We start from the raw sequence: 21,079 nt of genomic DNA, 5'->3' as shown, positions 1-21,079 counted from the left end.
CGCAACTAAATTTCAACATGGTCAATAATCATGTAAACCATAAAAACATTCACCATATGAATCTTTTCATTTTACAAAATAAGGGGTAGATCACATATGCGGAGATTTTTGTCGTATGAGTCCATGAAATGGATTGGCATGTAACACTCGCCCTCAATATTGCTTCATAACATCACCGAATCTACAGGCTTCTGCACTCCTTACTTGGTTGAATGACAACTGTCTGGCATTATGCGCCCAAGAAATCTCTAGGGCTGTTGACCTTAGTTATTACACAGCAAAGAATGAACGAAGGTATTCAGTGGTAGAAAACAGCCAACAATTAAGTGACCGTTACGACGAACATGGTTACTTTGTTATCAGAAATTACTTCAATGAAGCTCAAATTGCATCGCTTAGAAAAGTCGTGCTGAAATTTCATGAATCATGGAAAGCAGACAACGAAGAATTCTATAAAGAAGAGGCATTTAACTCATCTTTGATTACCGGAAGCGAGTATCTACCCGCCGACGATAGAACCGTACTGTTTGACTTCATCAGCTCAAAAAAAGTGATGGAAGTGGTCGATGCGGTGATACCAAACAAACCGGCATTCATGAACACGCAGCTGTTTTTCAACCCTGTGAACCCGCAACAAAAAGACTTCTGGCATCGCGACTGTCAATACGACTATGACATTGATGACCAGATGAAAGTCATCATGGAAACTCAAGTATTGCACCTCCGTGTACCTATATTTGATGAACCCGGGATGGAGCTTATCCCCGGAACACACAAACGCTGGGACAACGAAGAAGAATACAACGTTCGCCAAGAAGAAAACGGCAAAGTGAGCAGCGATGACATCTCTGGCGGTAAGCAGATACCGTTAGCCGCCGGTGACTTATTGGTGTTTTCAGCGGATATGATCCACCGAGGCCGATATGGCTTGGATCGTTTGGCTTTGGATATTTTGATCTTCGATTCGGCGGCAGATTATGTCGACTACGTTGATGACGACTGTTTACCAACACCAGCTATGTTGAACAGTATTGCCGACCCAAGATTGTTTATGAACACGCTACACTTAAAATCAATGCAGTAATCATAATCCATAAAGGTGCCCTAGCTATGACTGACACTAAGCAAAATACCCGAATTAGCCAGTTCCGTTTCGGTCAGCCAAAAGAATCTCTCAAGTTAGAACATGTCGCTTTGGGGGCACTAGACAAAGATAAAATTCGCGTACAAATTGAAGCCACTAACATCAACCCTAGTGATCTGTTGTCGATTTATGGTGTTGGGCAGTACAAACATAGCCACCAGCCGCCGAGAGTACCGGGATTTGAAGCGGTAGGAAGGGTTGTAGAATCCAGCAGTGCTGAGTTTTCAGTGAATCAGCGCGTGCTTGTGGTAACCAGTGGAACATGGCAGAACTATGTCGATGTATCACCAGATGACCTGTTCCAAATTCCTCAACATTTAGACAATGGCTACGCCTGTCAGTTGTACATTAATGCGCTAACTGCATGGGTGCTAACGACAGAAATAGCCAAGTTGACCCATGAAGATGTGTTGATCATCAACGCGGGCAGCTCTGCCATCGGTAAGATTTTTTTCCAGTTATCAGCATCACTCGGCTTCAAAATCATTGTTGTTACATCACAGCCGGAACAATATCCAGCCACTTCCAGTTGGGTGTTAGATGCAAACGACGATTTAGCTCCTCAAATTAAGGCGTTAGGCTTGCCGATGCCAACCGTTGCCTTTGATGCGATTGGCGGTTCACCCGGAACCAACCTTATTCACACCCTTGGCAACAATGGGCGTTTTATCAACTATGGGACGCTGTCGTTGGATTTTTACGAACCACGCTTCTTTGAGTACGCGAAAAGCCAAGACATCGATTTCAGCACCTTCTTCTTACGTTATTGGGAGGAAGCGGAAGGTAAAGATGTTCGCCGTGATAAGTTCACGACCATGCTAGATCACTTCATCACAAACGACATTCAGCTCGACGTTGACCGCTATCTGCCATTCGATGAAGTGCAAACCGCGATTGATCTCATTGAATCGAAAACCACACGCTTAGAGGGCAAGATCGTCTTACTACCAAAGTAAGTGAAAGTTGAACGATATATATACCTTGTTTATTTCAACAGGCAAGACGTTCAACAGCTTACAAACGTGTTTATTAATACCCCACGCTTAGAAAGTTTGATTCAAGGAATTGAGTATTGAGAACGCAGTAAAGAGTTGTAATGCGTTTCTCCATAACTTAAGTGGTTACGAGACAGTCATGAGTCACATTTATTTGAAACATCAATAAGTTGTATCACTAGAAATATGACACTGGTCACCCATAAGGTAGCCTCAATTCTATATGGTAGCGTCATACTTAAAACCACGATGTGAACATACTTATGAAAAGACACATACTATCAAGCGCCATCCTACTATCTCTAGCCTTTCCCACCTTTGCAGCTGATGGCGACATACACGATGTCACGATACTGGGTACTTCAGATATCCACGGTCATTTTATGGCGTGGGATTACGCGGCAGATAAACTCAACACTCGTGGTAGTTTGAGTCAAATCGCGACCAAGGTTGGTGAGATCCGCAAAGAGCAATCTAACATTATCCTTGTCGACGCTGGTGACACCATCCAAGGCAACTTCGTTGAAACCTTCAAAGACGAGCCCGTTGATCCAATGATGCTTGGCTTTAATCACATGAAATACGATGTGTGGGTTTTAGGTAACCACGAATTCGATTTTGGCCTCAAAACCCTCAACAGAGCCGTTACCCAATTTAAAGGGCAATCTCTCGGTGGCAACATCAAGAACAAAAACGGAAACCCATTCTTGCCGGGTTACACCATCCTTGAACGCGGCGGCATTAAGATCGGCGTGATCGGAATGGATACCCCAATGACGGAGGTCTTTGCGCAAGGTACAAACCGTTTAGAAGGCGTCACTTTCACTAATCCAACCTTGGAAGTGAAGAAAATCGTCAAAGAAATTGATGATAAAGTGGATGCCATCGTATTGGTTGCCCATATGGGGATTGAGAACGAGAATGACATTGCTGACACCGGTGTCACCGACATTGCCAATGCAAACCCAGAGCTTGATGCCATCGTCGCTGGTCACATGCACACTCGCATCGATAAGGCCGTTGTGAATGGCGTTATTATTACTGAGCCCGACAAATATGGCCGCGCCCTATCTCGTATCGATCTTCAATTTGAAGAGCGCGATGGCACATTCACTCTCGTCAACAAAGACAGTTTCACCTATAAAATTAAAGGTATCGACTCTGATGAGAATATGGACGAGCTATACCAGCCTTATCATAAACAACTCCGAGAAATGGCGAACAGACCTGTCGCTCAACTTACCGGCGTTGATTTAGTCCCAGAAAACGAAATCCACGGTATCCCTCAAGTCCACGTTCAAGACACAGGCATCAGTGCGCTATTCCAAGAAGCGAGCTTCTTTTATGCACCTAAAGCCAATGTCATTGCACTTCAAATAGACAACGACAATGCAGAGCTTGATGTTGGTCCAATCAAAGCTAAAGACATCGCGTACAACTACCAATACGCAGGTGGCGAAATCACGGTCTACCAGATGACAGGCAAAGAGCTAAGAACCTATATGGAATGGTCTGCGGGCTATTTCAACTCAGTGCAACCCGGTGATGTGACCTACAGCTTTAACCCTGAACGCAGAGCATCAAAATACTCAACCAATGACTTTTTCGCAGGCGTAACTTATACCATCGACCTCACTCAGCCTGCAGGTACACGCATCACCAACCTCGCGTTTGCTGATGGGGCACCTGTTACAGATGAAACCGAAATCCGTATTGGTATGAATAGCTATCGAATGGGTCATCTAACCAAGAAAGGCGGCGTGCTAGAAGGTGAATCATTCCCTGTACTCTTTGATACGGAAGCAGAGTATGGAGAAGAAGCAGGCACGATCCGTAACATGACCATCAAGTTTCTTAAGGAAGAAAAGAACGGTCAGTATGAAGGCAAGCCTCAACAACGATGGGCACTTTCTGGCTTGGAGAGCCGTTACAATGAACAGCGAGAGATCGTAAAGTCGTTGATCAATGATGAAACCATATCAATCCCAACCAGTGACGATGGCCGCTACACAAACATCGCTTCTATCAACGTGAAAGAGCTGCTGTTCAAATCTGACGAAGCGAAACAAGCTGCCATCACCACACGCGAAAAGAAACTGGCGCAGGCGACTGAGCAAGAGAGTAAGCAAATCAAACGCGAAATCACTCTGATCAAAGCGCTCAATTAAGCCCTGCTCTCAAACCAATAACGACTTAACGACGCTTAGAGCGTGGTTAAGTCGTTAATTACGGAAAGTTGAGTACGATCCATATTAAGTGACGTTGAAAAATAGAAGTAAAAGCAGACTCTTTGACACACTCATTACTATTGTAAGCAAGTACTTTGCAACTTGAAGGCTACACCGCCCCCCTTTTAGTAAAACCTAATAAATCAGATAGTTATCCACAGGCAGCCCCATTTCTTTATCTTGCCTTCCATCACATGCATGTTGATAATACGAAGAATCTCTCACATAAGGCGAGAGCTTCTTTATAGGTAATAATATGAATAACCCTGAATTGGTTTTCGCTATCGCTGCTTTGTTAGGTGCCTTAGCGAAATTAATCCTCGCAATAAAGTCCAAGTAACTAGATTTTCTTGGGCCTTACTAACCCTGATTGGCTTCAACCAATCGGGGGCGTTTTCTTTTAAAATGAATTGGAATTGGGACAATTTTTTAACATAGATATTTATTATCTATAAACAGCCCAAAAGCCTCCGAGGTGGCTCAAAACTCCCACTAACAACTGTATTCCTCCTCACACTGATCTATTTCCCTCTTTTTGCAGTACAAGTTATTAATAATTCGATATAAATCGCTCTATTGTTTGAGATTTTTGTCTACAGTTTTATAGAGCTTGTCGCTTCGGTAATTGCCACAAGTAACGACACCTTTGATGGTTAGTTTTGGTTATAAGGAAAGGAAATGGAAAGCCCAATTGTCACACTCACACATGCCAGCAAAAACTTTATTGATGGTAAAGACACCCATAGCGTGTTGGACAATGTCGACTTCGCTTTGGCGACAGGGGCAAGCGTGGCTTTGACAGGGGCGAGTGGCAGTGGAAAGAGTACTCTGCTTAACATCATTGCGGGGTTTGCACCTCTATCTGGTGGCGAGTTGTGGCTCGATAGCGAGAATACATCAAATTGGAAAGATCCACAGTGGAGCCGATTCCGCCATCAAAAATTGGGCGTGATCTTTCAACAGTTCAACTTATTGACCCCACTCAACGTAAAACAAAACATCGCCTTCCCTCTTCATTTAAATCAACAGAAGTGGAGCGACTGGTGCGATTACTTAGTTGACGCATTGGGCATCAGCGAGCTACTCGGAAGACACGTATCCGCACTCTCTGGCGGTCAGCAACAACGAGTCGCTATTGCGCGCGCGTTAGCCCATAAACCTAAGCTACTGCTTGCCGACGAACCCACAGGCAACCTCGACCACAAAGCAGGCATTGAGGTAATGAAGCTGCTGAGTGAAATCACTACACAAGGCAACACTGCCGTGCTTTTGGTTACGCACAGCCCGGAATGCGCCAGCTTTATGCAGACAAGTTTGGTGTTAGATGATGGTTATTTAAGGAACGCAGAGCTAACCCCAAGAGCAGCAGCGTTGTGAGTCATTCAATGAAGCAAACTGGCTTCGCTCATAGCCAGCTCACCCATACCAGACTGACTCTAAATTTATTCGCGGCACACTATCGTCAATCGCCACTGCAAGCGGCAGCGATTCTGATCGGCATTGTGCTTGCGGTCACCTTGTTTGTCGCAGTGCAAGCCATCAACCTCAATGCCAAACGCAGTTATGCAGAATCGACCGAGCAACTTAGCGCCCAAGCGCAGAACCTTATCATTCCACCAGCAGGGCAAAACTATTTATCAGAATCGCTTTACTTCAACTTAAGACAAAGTGGATTAAGCGCTGCGCTACCTGTGATTGAAGGGCGAGCAAGAGACGAACAAGGTCGACGCTGGTCAGTTCAAGGCAGTGAGCTAATCGCCGCCCTCACTTCAAGAGCTCGCCACTCTCGCATCGACGAAAAAAGCAATACTCAAACCAAAGAGCCAAACATTTCCCTGTTCGACAATGCCTTACCTTTGCCGCAACTCTTATCGGGTGAACCCATTGTGATGATGAGCCAGTCGCAACACCAGAACTTGGGAGAAGTAGACACACTCACTTTGGATGAAGTGCTCACCAAAGTCGTGGTATTGTCAGATGAATGGCAACTCGGTAGCCGAATGTTGATGGATATTGGGTTCGCTCAGCAACTGCTTAACAAGCAAGGGCAACTGAGCTATATCGCTATTTTTGACACGAAGAGCGACACGAACAGCAACACGAACAGCAACACGAACAGCAATACTCAGGATAAATGGCAAAGCCTTATTGGCAAGCAAGGGCAATGGATACCCAACAACCAAAGCACGGATCTCGGTTCAATTACCGATAGCTTTCACCTTAACCTCACCGCCATGAGTTTGTTAGCGTTTTTGGTTGGCCTGTTCATCGCTTACAATGGCGTGAAGTACAGTTTGCTGAAACGCAATCGGCTGTTGGTGCAAATTCAACAAGCCGGCATAGCTCCAAGCATCGTGTTTTCAGCTCTGTTAGTAGAGCTAACTCTTTTAGTCACACTGGGCGCGTCGCTTGGTTTCATTTTCGGCATTCAACTCAGCCATTGGCTACATCCCACCGTCGCGATCACGCTTGAGCAACTTTATGGTGCGACACTGCTTCCCGGCACATGGCAGTGGCAATGGTTAGTGCAAGCACTGCTGCTCACGCTGGCCGCAACGCTTGTCGCGTGTTGGCAGCACTTTAAACAGCAGGTGCGACACCCCCTCTCTTCCCATGGCGGTTTCTATCAAGCGCCGGAAGCTTCTAACGAAAATCAGCTGTTTGTTATCGGGTCAGTATTAACCATTGTCGCGTTAGCAGGGTTATGGTTGAGCGAACATCATCGCTTCACCATGGCATGGCTCGGTGTGTTAGTGGTGTCGATTCCTTTGTACCTGCCCAAAACACTCAGCGTGCTAGCGAACTGGAGCGAAAAACGCACCCAATCGGGGTTAATACAATATCTGTTTGCTGAGCTACGTGAACTTATCTCCCCTCTTTCTCTTGCCATGATGGCGTTGCTTCTCGCCGTCACCGCCAATGTGGGGATGAACACCTTAGTCGGCAGCTTTGAATTCACGTTAAAGCAATGGCTTGAACAGCGCTTACATGCCGATATTTACGTTAGCCCTGCCCAAGGTGAAATCGCAAATGTGGAGCGCTCGTTAGAGCAGTTTGAAAATGTTGAAGCCGTTTATAAGCAATACTACGTCGATGATAACTTACAGGGCTTACCGACTTTGCTCGGCACTAAAGACAAGGACACACTTGAGCAAACCATGGTGTTCCAATCCTATCTTGATGACTTCTGGACGCGCTTTTACCAAGGTGAATTAGTGGCGATCAGCGAACCCACTGCGGTGAAGCTCGGCTTGTCCCTTGGAAACCAACTCAAGCTCGACGCGATCCAAGACAAAACACTCATCGTAGGGGCCATTTTCCACGATTACGGCTCACCCAATGGGGAAGTGTTACTTGCACCTAATTTATGGCTCGAAAGCGGATTTACTGACTTACCCACCAGCTTGGGAATCAAAGTTTCTGGCGACCCACAAGTGGTGTACGAACAGCTACGCCAACAACTCAATCTGCACCCAAGTCAGCTTTACGATCAAGCACAGATCAAATCGATCGCGTTAGATATCTTCTCACAAACCTTTGCCATCACTCGGGCGCTTAATGGCGTCACATTAATGGTGGCGGTGATAGGGTTGTTCTGCGCCTGTTTCATGTTGCTCGATGCACGTAAAGCCGCGATTGCAAGGCTGTATGCGCTCGGTGTTAGTCGGAAAAAATTGATGGCGATGGTGGTCGGGCAAATCGTTGTTCTGGTCGCCTTCACTCTGGTTATCGCCTTACCACTCGGCGCTATGGTCGGTTATGTGTTGACGGACATCGTTACCCTGCGCGCCTTTGGTTGGAGTTTAAATTATGTATGGAATTGGAGTGACGCATTCAGCATCGCAGCCATCACCATTTTAGTGGCTGTGTTTGCGACCTTGATTCCACTGTGGCGTTTGGTCAGCAAACCTGTTGTATCCAGTTTACAGAGCGAGGTGTTGTGATGAATCGAGCAATAAGAGTTTTCGTTCTCACACTAGGCATCTTGTTCCTTTTAGGGTGTGAGGAGTCCACTCAACCATCAGCTCAAAATATGGGTTCGATACTTGGCGCAGAAACACAAACCGACGATGAAACACAAAAAGAGGCTGAGCAATTCACGCCGGTAGTAAAAGGTATCGACATCACCTTCCCTGCCGACCATCAAGCACACCCAGATTTTCGTCATGAATGGTGGTACTTAACCGCAAACTTAATTGATGAAGACGGCAACACTTTAGGCTTGCAGTGGACACAGTTCCGCTTCGCGGCTGCACCACAAGAAAGTGGCAATGGCGCTAAGAAAACCACGTGGCAAAGCCAGCAAATCTACATGGCGCACAGTGCTGTCACCACTAAAGACAAGCACTACGCCGATGAAAAGTGGTCTCGCGATCAAGCTGAACTAGCAGGTGTAGGCAGTTCGCCGTTTCGTGTTTATCTCGATGATTGGCAATGGACGTCGACGACCGATGACCTGTTCCCAGCGACATTAGTCGCTAACTCGGATCAATTTGGATACTCGCTTAAGTTAACCAACAACGCGCCTTATCAAAAGCAAGGCGAACAAGGCTACAGCACTAAAAGTAGCGATGGCAAAGTGGCTTCCTACTACTACAGCCAACCATTCATCGATGTATCAGGCGAGGTAACCATTGATGGAGTAACCCATCAGGTTTCCGGTACAGGTTGGATAGACAGAGAATGGAGCTCGCAATTTTTACTCGACTCGCAACAAGGTTGGGATTGGTTTGCGCTAAGGCTGAGTGATGAAACCAGTTTGGTGATATTCCAGCTTCGGAACTCTACATCAGGCAAAGCCAGTTATGCTAACGCAAGATTAATGCAGCAAGACGGTTCTGGCATCACGATTAAGCAGCAAGACATCAGCTTAACAGCCATCATGCAAACGGAAATCGATGGACGTGACTACCCAACAGAGTGGCAAGTTTCGATTCCAACTCAACAAATCGAACTGACCGTCTCGGCACTCAATCCAAATGCCAAAATGCCGCTGTCGGTTCCCTATTGGGAGGGGCCAATCGTGATTAAAGGCTCTCATTCCGGAACTGGCTATATGGAGTTGACGGGGTATTAAGTCCTGTATTAATAAAGGTGAAATCTGACAACAAATACATCTGATCATTTGGAAACAAGAGCGAGCTACAACAAGCGGTTCTTATACTGTTCTGGTGTTTGGTTCGCGTAACGTTTGAACATGGTGATAAAAGGGCTTGCTTGGTTATAACCCAATGTAAGAGCGACCTCTTTAACCGATTGGCCGTTTCTCAACAAGTCCATTGAGTATAGGTAGCGCACTCGCAGTCGCCACTCGGTAAAGCTCATTCCAAGCTCGGTCTGGCAGTGGCGAGAAAGGGTTCTTTCCGTGGTGTGGACACGTTCAGCCCAATCTTTCAGCGTCACTTCATCGGTTGGGTTCTCTTCAACAGAAGCCAATATAGGCGCTAGATACTTATTATCGGTTGAAGGCAAGAAGTGGTGTTCAACCTCACGCTGCGCAAGTTGGTCAAGCAGTACCTGAACGAGCCTTTGGTCTTGCTCGGTTTCCGCAACATTGATCCCACGATCGCGAAAATCATCGATGATAGAAGACACAATCGGCGTGATCTTTATAAGGCTGGTTTTATCTGGCAGATGTTTCGTTAGCTCTGGGGCGATATTTAGCGAACAGTAGTCCAAAGGCTTACGGTTATAACTGCAATGCATCACCCCGGCCGGTACCCAAATCGCCAAATGCGGTGGTGCTAGAAATCGGGTGCTTTCCGCTTCCATCTCTAATATACCGCCACTGATCAATTGAACCTGTCCCCATGAGTGGCTATGAACTCGGGTTTCAGTGTTCGAAAGAAACGCTTCAAAATTCATAAATACGTTGGATGGTGCCTTATCAATTGATAAGGATGGATGAAGGTTTCTGGACTGTTTTTTCAAACTTGTCTTCCTATCGCGCCTGATGTCTTCCTAAAGATACTTGTAAGTATAACGACCTGTCAAACTAGCCGCATCAACTCATTTGCGACGGAATTCACATGCATTATCTCTTACCATTTTTTACAGTCTGTATCTGGGGCGTCAATGCAATCGTCAACAAGCTTGCTGCAAGCACCATAGAACCTAGCGCGATGAGTTTTTACCGTTGGTTTTTTGCGATGTTAATTCTCACGCCTTTCTGTATTCGCCCGGTGATGAAGCAGTGGGCTGTCATTAAGCCAAACCTATCGAAATTAGCGTTCCTCGGCTTTTTAGGCATGGTGTTGAACCAATCTCTAGGTTACTACGCAGGCTTAACCACAACCGCTTCCAACATGGCCTTGATCACGTCTTTAGTCCCATTGATCAGCGTGTTTCTAAGCGTTCCTTTGTTGCACAAGTCCATTTCTAGTTTAAGTATTGTTGGCGGTGTGTTGTCACTGTCAGGCTTAGCTCTGATGTTAGGCAAAGGCGACCCTTTGTTCTTCATGCATCAAGAATTGACTCAGGGCGATGGCTATATGCTGATTGCGGCCTTTGTTTATGCTTCTTACTGTGTGTTATTGAAACGCTGGAAAATGCCAATCAGTAGCTGGGTGGTGATTTACATTCAGGGTCTGTTTGCTGTCGCGATGCTTACGCCACTTTGGCTTACCAGCGAACAGCTTTTACCACCACAACAAGCGCTCCCATTGATAGCTTACGCCGCGGTTGCCGCTTCAATTTTAGCGCCTTGGATGTGGGTGAAAGCGATTGACACCATTGGTGCTGACTCAAGCGCGATGTTCATGAACTTGCTTCCGGTTGTAGCGATAGTATTAGCCGCGACATGGCTTGGCGAAGAGATTAACCAGTTCCACATCATTGGTGGTGTGATGGTGATTTCAGGTGTCATCCTTGCTCAAATCAGAAGAAAACCAAGGCTTGAGGCTCCTCTCCCTCAACAAAGCTAAACGCATTACCCAACGCTCACATTAGGGTAAATATTCAAACTTACGTTTCTCACAGCAAATGAGAGTGGCTACTGTAATCCAGATTATGATGAGCTCTTACAGCAAGCGAGTAAAACGGAAGAACAGTCTAAACGCTTTACTTTATATCAGCATGCTGAGTCGTTACTCAACGATTCTGCAGCAGTTATGCCTCTATATCATTACAATCACACACGATTAGTGCGAAATACACTAAAAGGCTTCCCAAACAATAATCCGAAAGGAAATATCTACGCGAAGGATCTATACTTTTTGAAACAGTAAAAGTGAGCTGATAAGAAAACAATAACCACTACCACTTTAGTGGTGACTGAGATACAGTCACTTTAACTAAACCAAATCAACAGCGGTTAGTTGGCTAACACAAAAAAGGTACCGACATGAGTACCACACGGCTTAGAAACACCTAGCATTGCGCTAGGTGTTTTTTTTGCAATCAACCTATCTAGTGACTTAATCAGTATTTCTATTCTCTTACTTGATATCACTTCATCCATGTTTGCCATTCGCCTGATACGCCTTTAAGCACCGATATTCATCAACTGATCATCTGTTTGAAAAAAATAGTCTTAACCGTGAGATTATCCGCTTTAACTTATGTCACCTTAAGTATATTGTTACTAGCAAGTAACAAGCATGTTATGCAGCACAATAATAATGAAGGAAGATAGATGAGCAGTAGCAATAGCCGACAAGATGGTAAACGAGACGTTACTCTGCGTTTTTTAGCTGAACCCGGGGATGTGAACTTTGGTGGTAAAGTTCATGGTGGTGCAGCAATGAAGTGGATCGATTTAGCAGCCTACGCTTGTTCTGCAGGTTGGAGCGGTAAATACTGTATAACAGCCTATGCAGGCGGAATTCGATTCGTTGCCCCAATTCATGTAGGCAACCTTGTGGAGGTAAGTGCAAAGGTCATCTACACAGGTTCATCTTCAATGCATATCGCTATCGACGTGCAAGCAAGCGACCCTAAAGAGCTCAATAACCGCCTAACAACTCACTGTATCGTTATTATGGTCGCTGTCGATGAGAATGGTAATCCGACTAAAGTGCCAGAGTGGATACCAGAGACGCCAGAAGACATCGAATTACGAGGTTCGGCTATTCGCCTAATGAACATGCGAAAACAGATTGGTGAAGAGATGGAAGCTCACGTGAAGTACCTGAAATAAGGTCCACCAGCAGCCCTCCCCCTACAAAACCTTATTACAATGCCAAACGCCTGCTTGGCATTGATCTATTTGACACCTTCGTGCTCTACACAGTCACATCCGCTGCACACCAAATATAGACGATAAGAGCGTGATACCCAGCCAAAGGTTGAAATGAATCGGCACTTGTTCACTGATTTATTTTGACTGTAATAAAGTCGTCATTTTGCTCTGATTAAATACCGCCAATCATAATAGATGCATTTGAATTTCTTGGAGCCACTCTTGAGCGTCATACGCCCCACTCTTAGCGAGTCTACACTGAACAATTTAAAGGCTGTTGAGTACCAATGGGTTAGAACTTTGTACGTCGAAGGATACGACAGCAATGAAATCAACCACTATATCCTAACGTGTTTTGGCGGAGATCCGACATTTGCCGATCTATTTCGTCGCGTGGCACTCGATCAAGAAAGCATCTATGTGTTATTGCAACACTTAGGTTGTGCTCCCTCGAGCAAAGAGTTCTGACTTCTAAGTCCCACCAAAAACCAGGCATATAAGTAAGCCCACCTCCATAGCCCTCATGAATATCGCTTAAATATTCTGTAACTATCTCTCGCTTACCCATACATTTTCAGTGCAATTTCAGGTTTTGTTGCATACAAATCATTGAAGTATCACGCATTGGAATATTAGCAACATATCAATAGTACAACGGCCACTTATACTGAGTGTCTGATTTGTGAGACTAGTTCATTTCTACAAGTAACCAAAATGAAGTGGTCGGTATTTAGGAGAGAAGTAACTCGAAACTTTGGGTTTTAAAGTAGATATGAGCGCGATAGTTGACGAGTAACGCTAAGACAAAAAAATAAAAAGTAGCAGGCATAAAAAAACCCAAGTAAATACCTGGGTTAGAGTTACAAAAACCACTAATCATTAATAGCGTAAGGAACCTGATTAGTAGCCAGCTATGCGTAACCTGAGGGTTATTTTTATTACTGATCGGCGGCCAAACCAAATGATGTAATAAAAATGCCAATATAGAGCGACCTAACGGTCGCTCTTTTTCTTTCTTATAGAGTACAGCTTATCCTTTTACACCACCTGCCGTCAAACCGCCAACTAACCAACGTTGAGCAAGTAAGAACACGATAGTAATCGGAAGCGCTGATAGTACAGCCGCTGCCGCAAAGTCACCCCATAGGTAGTTCTGAGGGTATAGGTACTGCTGCATACCTACTGCTAGTGTGTAAGAGTTCACATCCGATAGTAGGATTGAAGCAACTGGCACCTCACCAACAACACCAATAAAAGACAGAATAAACACAACCGCTAGGATTGGCACAGACAGTGGTAGTAGAACCAGTCTGAATGCTTGCCAAGGTGTTGCACCATCAAGTGCTGCCGCTTCTTCCAGAGAGTTATCTATCGTTTCAAAGTAACCCTTAATCGTCCATACGTGCAGTGCAATACCACCTAGGTAAGAGAAGATTAGACCACCGTGCGTGTTCAAGCCTAAGAACGGAATGTATTGACCAAGTTTGTCAAACAGCGCGTAGATTGCTACTAGAGCGAGTACTGCTGGGAACATTTGGAAAATCATCATCGCTTTCAGGATAGTTTCTTTACCTTTGAAGCGCATACGAGCAAATGCGTAAGCCGATGTTGTAGACAGTGCCACAATTAAAATAGAGGTAATACCTGCTACTTTTATTGAATTCCATAACCAAGTCAGTACTGGAAACGGAGGTGGCGTTACCGAGCCATCAGCATTCGTCACTGACATACCTAATGCTAGCTTCCAGTGTTCCAAAGATGGGTTATCTGGAATCAAGCTACCGGTTGCGAAGTTACCTTCACGGAATGAGATAGCAATAATCATTAACAGTGGAAAAATAATCAGCGCTAAGAAGCACCACAGCGCAAAATGCGTTGCCCATAGTCGGTATTTAAGGCCTTTACCTTGTACCATAGCCATTGTCGTGCTCCTTAATCTTGAGTCAGTTTAGTGAAACGAAGGTTTAGTAACGCTAGTGCACCAACCAATAGGAAGATAAGCGTTGCGATGGCACTTGCTAGACCGAAGTCTTGACCGCCGCCGCCTTCGAATGCAATTCGGTACGTGTAACTTACAAGCAAGTCTGTGTAACCCGCTGGCTCAGAAGTACCAATCATGTTCGGGCCACCGTTCGTCAATAGTTGAATCATTACAAAGTTGTTGAAGTTAAAGGCAAACGCTGCAATCAATAGCGGTGTAAGCGGTTTAATCATCAATGGGAACGTAATGCGCTTGAAGTTATCAATGAAGTTCGCACCATCAATCGCTGATGCTTCGTACAAGTCTTCAGGAATCGCTTTTAGTAGACCCATACATAGAATCATCATGTAAGGGAAACCTAGCCATGTGTTAACAATCAACACCATGGTTTTTGCAAGAATCGGGTCTGAGAACCAGTTAGGACTTAAACCAAAGATACTCTCAAGCACCATGTTGATCTCACCAAAGCTTTGGTTGAATAGACCCTTAAAGATAAGAATCGAGATAAACGCTGGTACGGCGTAAGGCAAAATCAGCAGAACACGGTAAACTGCGCGGCCTTTCAGCTCTTCCCATTGCACAACGTTCGCCAGAATCAAACCAATCGCAAGTGTGAAGGCGACAGTACAAATCGAGAACACAACCGTCCATATAAAGATGCTAATAAACGGTTCTTTAATGCCGTCATCTTTCCAAACACGTTCGAAGTTAGCTGTTCCGATTTCTACAACAAAACCTGGAGAGATGGTGTTACCCGTAAACTCACCTTTATCATCAACTGGTTGATAGAAACCAACTTCCATGTTTGGCTTCAAGGTTTCGCCAGATTCATTGTTGTATAGCGTTTCACCGTCGTCCTGAAGAGTGTAAAGCGGAGCAACAGCAGCAAACTTACGTAAGCCACTCATGCGGATGTCATCACCGTTTGGCAGATGGAAATCAACACCACTGATCGCTGAGCGGTTTTGGATGATCGCTTTGATCTTCTCTTTTTCACCTTGCGCAGACTCGATTGCTGATAGGTCCATCTCTGTTGCTGTCATACCTTCTAAAGAAAATACGTCAGTTGCCAACAGCTGGTCGCCATCTTTCACTACGATCTGGTGACCGTCATCTGTTTCGTACAAAGTAAATGGGTAACTTTCACCGCTTTGGAATGAACGGTCTAAAAGAACGGTTTGAGTACGCTCTAAAGAAAGCTGGTTTTTTGCGCTGTAGTTAGTAAACGCAAGCCCTACGGTGTATGCCAATGGGAAAAGAATGAACAAGATCATTCCGGCAATACCTGGGTAAATGTAACGGTGGGCGTAAGTTTTCTTACTGCCAAAAATGTAAAGTGCCAAAGCCGTTAAGATCACCGTAAGCAGCGCAAATGCGAGCTCACCGCGAGAATACATTAAAATTGTAGCGTAGCCGTTAATTAAACCAACACTACCAAGCAACCCCCATTTGATGAAGACGCTTTTACTGCCTGGAAGGCTTGATGGTGCCGGGATCGCATCTGAACCTTGAACTGACTGCATAGAGGAACCTGCTAACGAGATATAAAAATAGAAAAGTAAGGAGAGGTTACCCCCTCCTTAAAAGGTAATGCTTTATTATTACTTAGTCATACGAGCTTCAGCAGCGTCGAGTGCTTGATCAACAGATTGACGACCGTCAACTACGTTACCGATCGCTTCTTCCATGCTGTACCAGAACGTTGTGAACTGAGGGATGTTAGGCATGATTTCACCGTTCATCGCGTTGTCCATTGTTGCTGCAATACGTGTATCGCTGTCTAGTTGACGTTGGAAAGAGTTAAGAGCAACAGCACCAAGTGGCTTGTCATCGTTCAAGGTTTTCATACCTTCATCTGTTAGTAGGTAGTTTTCCATGAACTCAACAGCTAGGTCGCGGTTTGGAGAAGCAGTACTGATACCACCTGCCCATACACCAACGAAAGGCTTAGACGCTTTACCGTTAAACTTAGGCAGTGTTGCTACACCGTAGTCTACGCCAGCTTTCTCAATGTTTGCCCAGCCCCAAGGACCGTTGATTGTCATTGCAACGTTACCTGCAACAAACTCAGACTCAGCTACTGAGTAATCCATATCGGCAGAGATAACTTTGTCTTGTACCATCTTCTCGATGAAACCTAGAGACTTCTGAACACCGTCAGTCGCTACGCCCGCATCTTTAATATCGTAACCTTCAGCAGTTTGTTTGAATGCGTAACCGCCGTCAGCTGCTAGTAGAGGCCATGTGAAGTACGCGCCGCCACGTAGAGGCCACATGATTGCTTTTTTGCCGTCTTTTTGAAGCTCAGCGTTAAGTGCTGGAATTTCTTCCCAAGACTTAGGTGGGTTAGGAACAAGCGCTTTGTTATAAATTAGAGAAACTGACTCAACAGCAACAGGGTATGCGATTGTTTTACCTTCGTATGAAACAGCGTCCCATGCGAAGTCTACGATACCTTCTTTAGTTTCTTTAGAAGGTTTGATATCAGCAAGAAGACCCGCTTCTGCAAAACCACCAAAACGGTCGTGAGCGTAGAAGATCATGTCTGGGCCGTCACCAGCTGCTGCTACTTGAGAGAATTTCTCTTCTAGTTTATCTGGGAAAGCTACTGTTACTTTAACGCCAGTATCTTCTTCGAAACGTTTACCTACTTCAGCCATTCCTTCATAAGCTTTGTCGCCACCAACCCAAATAGTTAGTTGACCTTCTTCGATAGCAGCGTTTGCACCAAATGAACCCAGAGCTACTATTGTGCCTAGAGCTACAGCGCTTAGAGCGTTTTTCATGTCAATATCCTTTTTATATTTATACGTAGGGCGCATTCAATTAAGACGAGCCAGTTTTCGGAGGTTATGATCTGAGAAAATCGATGACAGCTCATCATCCTAGCCACTACGCCCTAGCTATTATGGCTTAATTTCGTGATCGTCATCCGGTCAGATTAGAGAGCGAAGTCACAAAGTGTATACTCATCGTGATCCACATCACCGTTACGTGGTGGATTTATTTGAACTGGATCGCCAATTGAGGATAACCCCATTTATCTACTCCTCCCCTCCTACTCCCCCTAGTTAATTTTCCATTAGGAGGATGTACCCTTACGCCATTTCACCGAAACTGCATTCATCCAAGAGTGGATAGTAAGAACCCTTTACCGGCAAGTGTTATGCGTTGACGCATTGTTCATTTAGTTGGCTTCACTGCCCGCTGGTGTCTTATATTAGCATCGAGCTAAATCTGTGATTGAATCACGGGGGAGGTTTAGCTCGATGTGGGGGAAATGGGCATCAGTTTGGCTATGACGGGTGGGCTTGGTTAAAGAAGCCAAGTCTCACCCACTTTTTTTCTTACTCACTCAATACTTACCAATTCCTACAGTTACTGCTGACCCAAAAATTTCTTATAATGATAAGCAGTAAAACTTAAAATTTGATCGATCGAGGACAAGCTAGATGGCGAGTGTCACGTTAAAAAACGTTTATAAATCATATGGTGATGTACAGATTTCTAAGGACGTAACCTTAGACATCAACGAAGGTGAATTCGTAGTATTCGTTGGACCATCAGGTTGTGGTAAATCGACACTATTACGTTGTATCGCAGGTTTAGAAGACATTACGTCTGGTGATTTGTACATTGGCGACCAACGCATGAATGACGTTGAACCGTCAAAGCGTGGCGTGGGTATGGTATTCCAATCGTACGCGCTTTACCCTCACCTTAACCTTTACGACAACATGTCTTTCGGTCTTAAGCTAGCAAACGCAAATAAAGCTGAGATCGACAAACGTGTTGAACATGCTGCAGAAATCCTTCAGCTTGGTCACCTTCTTGAGCGACAACCTAAAGCGCTTTCTGGTGGTCAACGTCAACGTGTTGCGATTGGTCGTACTCTGGTTTCTCAACCAAACGTATTCCTACTTGATGAGCCTCTATCAAACCTAGATGCTGCACTACGCGTTCAAATGCGTTCGCAAATCACCAAGCTACAACGTCAACTGGGTTGTACCATGATCTACGTTACCCACGACCAAGTGGAAGCGATGACAATGGCGGATAAGATCGTTGTTCTTGATGGTGGTTATGTATCTCAAGTCGGTAAGCCGCTTGACCTTTACCACTACCCTCAAAACCGTTTCGTTGCTGGCTTTATTGGCTCACCGAAGATGAACTTCATGTCGGTACACATCGAGCAAGCTGAAGCAGAACGCGTATTGGTACAACTTTCTAATGGCATGACTTTCTGGATTCCTGTTGACGGGACGACGGTTAATGCCGGCGATCGCATGTCCCTGGGTATTCGCCCTGAACACTTGATGTCTGCTGAAGCAGGTGACGCGACGATTGAAGCTGACGTGATGATGGTAGAGAAACTAGGTAACGAAACTCAGGTTTACCTAAACCTTGAAAGTGCCGATGCTGATGTTATCTATCGTCAGCCAGACACGTTAACAATCGAATCAGGTGACAAGTTGGCGATTGGTATTCCAGCGCACCGTTGTCACCTGTTCCACAGCGATGGCCGCGCATGTCGTCGTTTGTACAAAGAATACGGCACAGACTAATCGCTTAGCCTTTTAGGATATAACTTGCCCATATCGAATCCCTCTTACTCAGTAAGGGGGATTTTTTATGTGCTGGAGACGGTTTCACTTACATAGAATAGTTTATGAGTCAGCCATTAGCTCTTTCGCTAGCGGCAATAAAAAGGCTATTTACTCATCAGTAAACAGCCTTTCGATAACAGATAGTGCGTCGCTAGAAGTTAGCGTTTCTGCTTGAAGGTTACTTGGTATTCGCCAATACCTTCATAATGGAAGGTCGTTGGTTTATCGAATTCCATTTCCACGATACCGCAGTAAGAGCCCGTGATAATTGCTTCACCCGCTTGGAAATCAACACCACGACGCGTCATGTAGTTAATCAGCCAGTAAATTGGGCTTGGTGGCAGTGTATTCGGGTGCTTACCGTCGAATGCTTGAACTTGCTCGCCTTGAGTCACTTCAATACTGATCTCTGCAGAAGTGAACGCTTTTTCGCGATCAATCTCAGGGCCAATGAATAAGCCTTGGTTTACTAGGCCATCGGCCAGTTTTTCATAGAACTCAGCGCCGCTGTCATCCGCAAAACGAGATTGCATTAACTCAAGTGCCATGTGACAAGAACCAATCGCTTCGTTGATTTGCTCTTCGCTGTAGCCTTCTTGGTTTGCAGGCAGACTCTTAGCAAGAGTAAATGCAATTTCAGGCTCAACACGCACTACATCGTTGTCTGCAAACAGTTCACAAACTTCGCCTTGTTGAACGCTGCCCGAGAAGATTGGCGCAACAACAAACTTGTCTTCAGCCAGAGGAAGTAAGCACTTCCAACCGCCGACTTTATCGCTTTTCAAATCGATCATTGAAGATTGGATCTTTAGCGCATCTTCCAAGTTATTCGGACGGTACTGTTCGTCCAATCTTGGTGCTTTGGTGCCAGCAACGCGACGACTCAACAGTTCTTCAGCTGCTTGTTTAAATACATTTGTCATATAATACCACCTTTAGTTTTATGACCAGTATAATATCGGATTTCTTAGAGCTTGAATAGACAATTCAACAACGGTGCTACACCGAAAATTCAGCCATCAATTTTCGCATATTCTAGACGCAAACAACTGAAATTATTTTGATTTAAAGACAACAAAAGCCAGTAAGTTGAAGTGACCCCATAAAGTTGGACATTTCTGTTAAGCGGCTTTCAAGGCCTGAGTTCGATATTCTATCGGAGTCAGGCCTTTTAGTTTCACTTTTATACGTTTGGTATTGTAGTACTCGATGTATTCTTTAATTTGCTCTATCAGAGCATCTGCATCTTCAAAGCTTTGGTTGTGATACATCTCGGTTTTGAGTAAAGCAAAAAAGTTTTCAGCAACAGCATTATCCAAGCAGTTACCTTTTCTCGACATGCTTTGCGTTAACCCACTCTCCGCTACCTTTTTCTGATACTGTCGATGGCGATATTGCCAACCTTGATCGCTGTGTATAATTGGCTTTGAGTTGGGTTTAAGCGTTGATATAGCCTCCGTCAGCATATCCGTGACAAGCGGCAAGCAGGCATTTTTGGCCACTCTATAAGCTACCACTTCCTGAGTAAACAAGTCGACAACTGGAGACAAGTATACTTTCTGCTCTTTGACTTTGAACTCCGTGACATCAGTTACCCACTTTTCATCGGGTTGAGTCGCACTAAAATCTCTTTCAAGCACGTTGGGAGCAGCTGTTCCAGACTCTCCTCGGTATGAACGGTACTTTTTAATCCTGACCGTCGATTTAAGGTTGAGCTGAGCCATAAGCCTTTGAACCGTTTTGTGATTAAGCGCGACCCCCTGATTTTTTAGTTCTAAATGAATACGACGATAACCGTATCGGCCCTTATGTTCATGATAAATTGACTTTATCAACCGCAGCTCACGTTCGTAGCTATTTGGGCGCTTGCTCGTTTGAGCCTGATAATAAAAGACACTTTTTGCCAGCTGTAGAGTCTGCAGTAAGTGCTTCAACGGGTACTTGC

General features: G+C 45.0%; 16 protein-coding genes and 1 pseudogene. 11 read left to right on the top strand and 6 right to left on the bottom strand.

Features of this window, described 5'->3' with window-relative positions; translation table 11 throughout:
• The first annotated feature begins 301 nt into the window (after positions 1–301).
• From OCV19_RS24245 to OCV19_RS24220, 6 genes are all read left to right on the top strand, one after another.
• Positions 302–1,084, top strand: a complete 783-nt coding sequence (locus OCV19_RS24245; RefSeq protein WP_065677212.1) for a phytanoyl-CoA dioxygenase family protein — start codon at positions 302–304, stop codon at positions 1,082–1,084.
• Positions 1,085–1,110: 26 nt separating this feature from the next.
• Positions 1,111–2,100 carry a zinc-dependent alcohol dehydrogenase family protein gene (locus OCV19_RS24240; RefSeq protein ID WP_065677211.1) on the top strand — a complete coding sequence of 330 codons (990 nt, stop codon included), beginning with the start codon at positions 1,111–1,113 and terminating at the stop codon, positions 2,098–2,100.
• 302 nt (positions 2,101–2,402) lie between these two features.
• Positions 2,403–4,307: a bifunctional metallophosphatase/5'-nucleotidase gene (locus tag OCV19_RS24235; protein ID WP_065677210.1), complete on the top strand. Its 1,905-nt coding sequence runs from the start codon at positions 2,403–2,405 to the stop codon at positions 4,305–4,307.
• Between the two features lie 738 nt (positions 4,308–5,045).
• Positions 5,046–5,744, top strand: coding sequence for an ABC transporter ATP-binding protein (locus tag OCV19_RS24230; RefSeq protein ID WP_065677209.1), 699 nt, complete (start codon positions 5,046–5,048; stop codon positions 5,742–5,744).
• A gap of 8 nt (positions 5,745–5,752) precedes the next feature.
• Positions 5,753–8,311, top strand: a complete 2,559-nt coding sequence (locus OCV19_RS24225) for an ABC transporter permease (RefSeq protein WP_065677208.1) — start codon at positions 5,753–5,755, stop codon at positions 8,309–8,311.
• Positions 8,311–9,444 (top strand): lipocalin-like domain-containing protein, encoded by a 1,134-nt coding sequence (locus tag OCV19_RS24220; protein WP_065677207.1) that lies wholly within the window; start codon positions 8,311–8,313, stop codon positions 9,442–9,444. The genes OCV19_RS24225 and OCV19_RS24220 overlap by 1 nt, the downstream gene beginning before the upstream one ends.
• Positions 9,445–9,509: 65 nt before the next feature.
• Here OCV19_RS24220 and OCV19_RS24215 read toward each other — a convergent pair whose 3' ends face one another.
• Positions 9,510–10,298, bottom strand: a complete 789-nt coding sequence (locus OCV19_RS24215) for an AraC family transcriptional regulator (RefSeq protein ID WP_065677206.1) — start codon at positions 10,296–10,298, stop codon at positions 9,510–9,512.
• 98 nt (positions 10,299–10,396) lie between these two features.
• On the opposite strand from OCV19_RS24215, the gene OCV19_RS24210 reads away from it, so the two are divergent.
• From OCV19_RS24210 to OCV19_RS24200, 4 genes and pseudogenes are all read left to right on the top strand, one after another.
• Positions 10,397–11,290: a DMT family transporter gene (locus tag OCV19_RS24210; RefSeq protein WP_065677205.1), complete on the top strand. Its 894-nt coding sequence runs from the start codon at positions 10,397–10,399 to the stop codon at positions 11,288–11,290.
• A 51-nt stretch (positions 11,291–11,341) separates the two neighbouring features.
• Positions 11,342–11,593: pseudogene (locus OCV19_RS24940) on the top strand (peptide ABC transporter substrate-binding protein); the annotation flags it as partial.
• Positions 11,594–12,000: 407 nt separating this feature from the next.
• Positions 12,001–12,504 (top strand): acyl-CoA thioesterase, encoded by a 504-nt coding sequence (locus tag OCV19_RS24205; RefSeq protein WP_065677204.1) that lies wholly within the window; start codon positions 12,001–12,003, stop codon positions 12,502–12,504.
• A 237-nt stretch (positions 12,505–12,741) separates the two neighbouring features.
• Positions 12,742–13,014 carry a hypothetical protein gene (locus tag OCV19_RS24200; protein ID WP_083994361.1) on the top strand — a complete coding sequence of 91 codons (273 nt, stop codon included), beginning with the start codon at positions 12,742–12,744 and terminating at the stop codon, positions 13,012–13,014.
• A gap of 562 nt (positions 13,015–13,576) precedes the next feature.
• On the opposite strand, the gene malG is transcribed toward OCV19_RS24200, so the two are convergent.
• From malG to malE, 3 genes are all read right to left on the bottom strand, one after another.
• On the bottom strand, positions 13,577–14,467 hold the full coding sequence (gene malG, locus OCV19_RS24195; protein ID WP_048610621.1) for a maltose ABC transporter permease MalG: 891 nt from the start codon (positions 14,465–14,467) through the stop codon (positions 13,577–13,579).
• Positions 14,468–14,478: 11 nt separating this feature from the next.
• Positions 14,479–16,050, bottom strand: coding sequence for a maltose ABC transporter permease MalF (gene malF / locus OCV19_RS24190; RefSeq protein WP_065677203.1), 1,572 nt, complete (start codon positions 16,048–16,050; stop codon positions 14,479–14,481).
• Between the two features lie 78 nt (positions 16,051–16,128).
• A complete protein-coding gene (malE, locus tag OCV19_RS24185; RefSeq protein ID WP_048614635.1) occupies positions 16,129–17,313 on the bottom strand; it encodes a maltose/maltodextrin ABC transporter substrate-binding protein MalE in 1,185 nt (394 codons plus the stop codon).
• 666 nt (positions 17,314–17,979) lie between these two features.
• Between malE and malK the strand changes: the two genes are divergently transcribed.
• Positions 17,980–19,092 carry a maltose/maltodextrin ABC transporter ATP-binding protein MalK gene (gene malK, locus OCV19_RS24180; RefSeq protein WP_065677202.1) on the top strand — a complete coding sequence of 371 codons (1,113 nt, stop codon included), beginning with the start codon at positions 17,980–17,982 and terminating at the stop codon, positions 19,090–19,092.
• A 200-nt stretch (positions 19,093–19,292) separates the two neighbouring features.
• Here malK and OCV19_RS24175 read toward each other — a convergent pair whose 3' ends face one another.
• Together OCV19_RS24175 and OCV19_RS24170 are read right to left on the bottom strand one after the other, a co-directional pair.
• Positions 19,293–20,057 carry a hydratase gene (locus OCV19_RS24175; protein WP_017069213.1) on the bottom strand — a complete coding sequence of 255 codons (765 nt, stop codon included), beginning with the start codon at positions 20,055–20,057 and terminating at the stop codon, positions 19,293–19,295.
• 198 nt (positions 20,058–20,255) lie between these two features.
• The gene (locus tag OCV19_RS24170; RefSeq protein ID WP_086738397.1) at positions 20,256–21,068 is read right to left on the bottom strand and encodes an IS3 family transposase; all 813 of its coding nucleotides are present in this window, start codon (positions 21,066–21,068) and stop codon (positions 20,256–20,258) included.
• Positions 21,069–21,079: the final 11 nt, after the last annotated feature.

Origin of the sequence: Vibrio celticus (assembly GCF_024347335.1) — a bacterium.
GTDB lineage: Bacteria > Pseudomonadota > Gammaproteobacteria > Enterobacterales > Vibrionaceae > Vibrio > Vibrio celticus.
The sequence above is the reverse complement of the archived record's forward strand: the minus strand, read 5'-3'. Positions and strand labels throughout refer to the sequence as shown.

Excerpts from the sequence above, each read along its gene's own strand:
- OCV19_RS24240 (WP_065677211.1), top strand. The coding sequence starts at position 1,111 with ATGACTGACACTAAGCAAAATACCCGAATTAGCCAGTTCCGTTTCGGT.
- OCV19_RS24235 (WP_065677210.1), top strand. The coding sequence starts at position 2,403 with ATGAAAAGACACATACTATCAAGCGCCATCCTACTATCTCTAGCCTTT.
- OCV19_RS24230 (WP_065677209.1), top strand. The coding sequence starts at position 5,046 with ATGGAAAGCCCAATTGTCACACTCACACATGCCAGCAAAAACTTTATT.
- OCV19_RS24225 (WP_065677208.1), top strand. The coding sequence starts at position 5,753 with ATGAAGCAAACTGGCTTCGCTCATAGCCAGCTCACCCATACCAGACTG.
- OCV19_RS24220 (WP_065677207.1), top strand. The coding sequence starts at position 8,311 with ATGAATCGAGCAATAAGAGTTTTCGTTCTCACACTAGGCATCTTGTTC.
- OCV19_RS24210 (WP_065677205.1), top strand. The coding sequence starts at position 10,397 with ATGCATTATCTCTTACCATTTTTTACAGTCTGTATCTGGGGCGTCAAT.
- OCV19_RS24205 (WP_065677204.1), top strand. The coding sequence starts at position 12,001 with ATGAGCAGTAGCAATAGCCGACAAGATGGTAAACGAGACGTTACTCTG.
- OCV19_RS24200 (WP_083994361.1), top strand. The coding sequence starts at position 12,742 with ATGCATTTGAATTTCTTGGAGCCACTCTTGAGCGTCATACGCCCCACT.
- malG (WP_048610621.1), bottom strand. The coding sequence starts at position 14,467 with ATGGCTATGGTACAAGGTAAAGGCCTTAAATACCGACTATGGGCAACG.
- malF (WP_065677203.1), bottom strand. The coding sequence starts at position 16,050 with ATGCAGTCAGTTCAAGGTTCAGATGCGATCCCGGCACCATCAAGCCTT.
- malE (WP_048614635.1), bottom strand. The coding sequence starts at position 17,313 with ATGAAAAACGCTCTAAGCGCTGTAGCTCTAGGCACAATAGTAGCTCTG.
- malK (WP_065677202.1), top strand. The coding sequence starts at position 17,980 with ATGGCGAGTGTCACGTTAAAAAACGTTTATAAATCATATGGTGATGTA.
- OCV19_RS24175 (WP_017069213.1), bottom strand. The coding sequence starts at position 20,057 with ATGACAAATGTATTTAAACAAGCAGCTGAAGAACTGTTGAGTCGTCGC.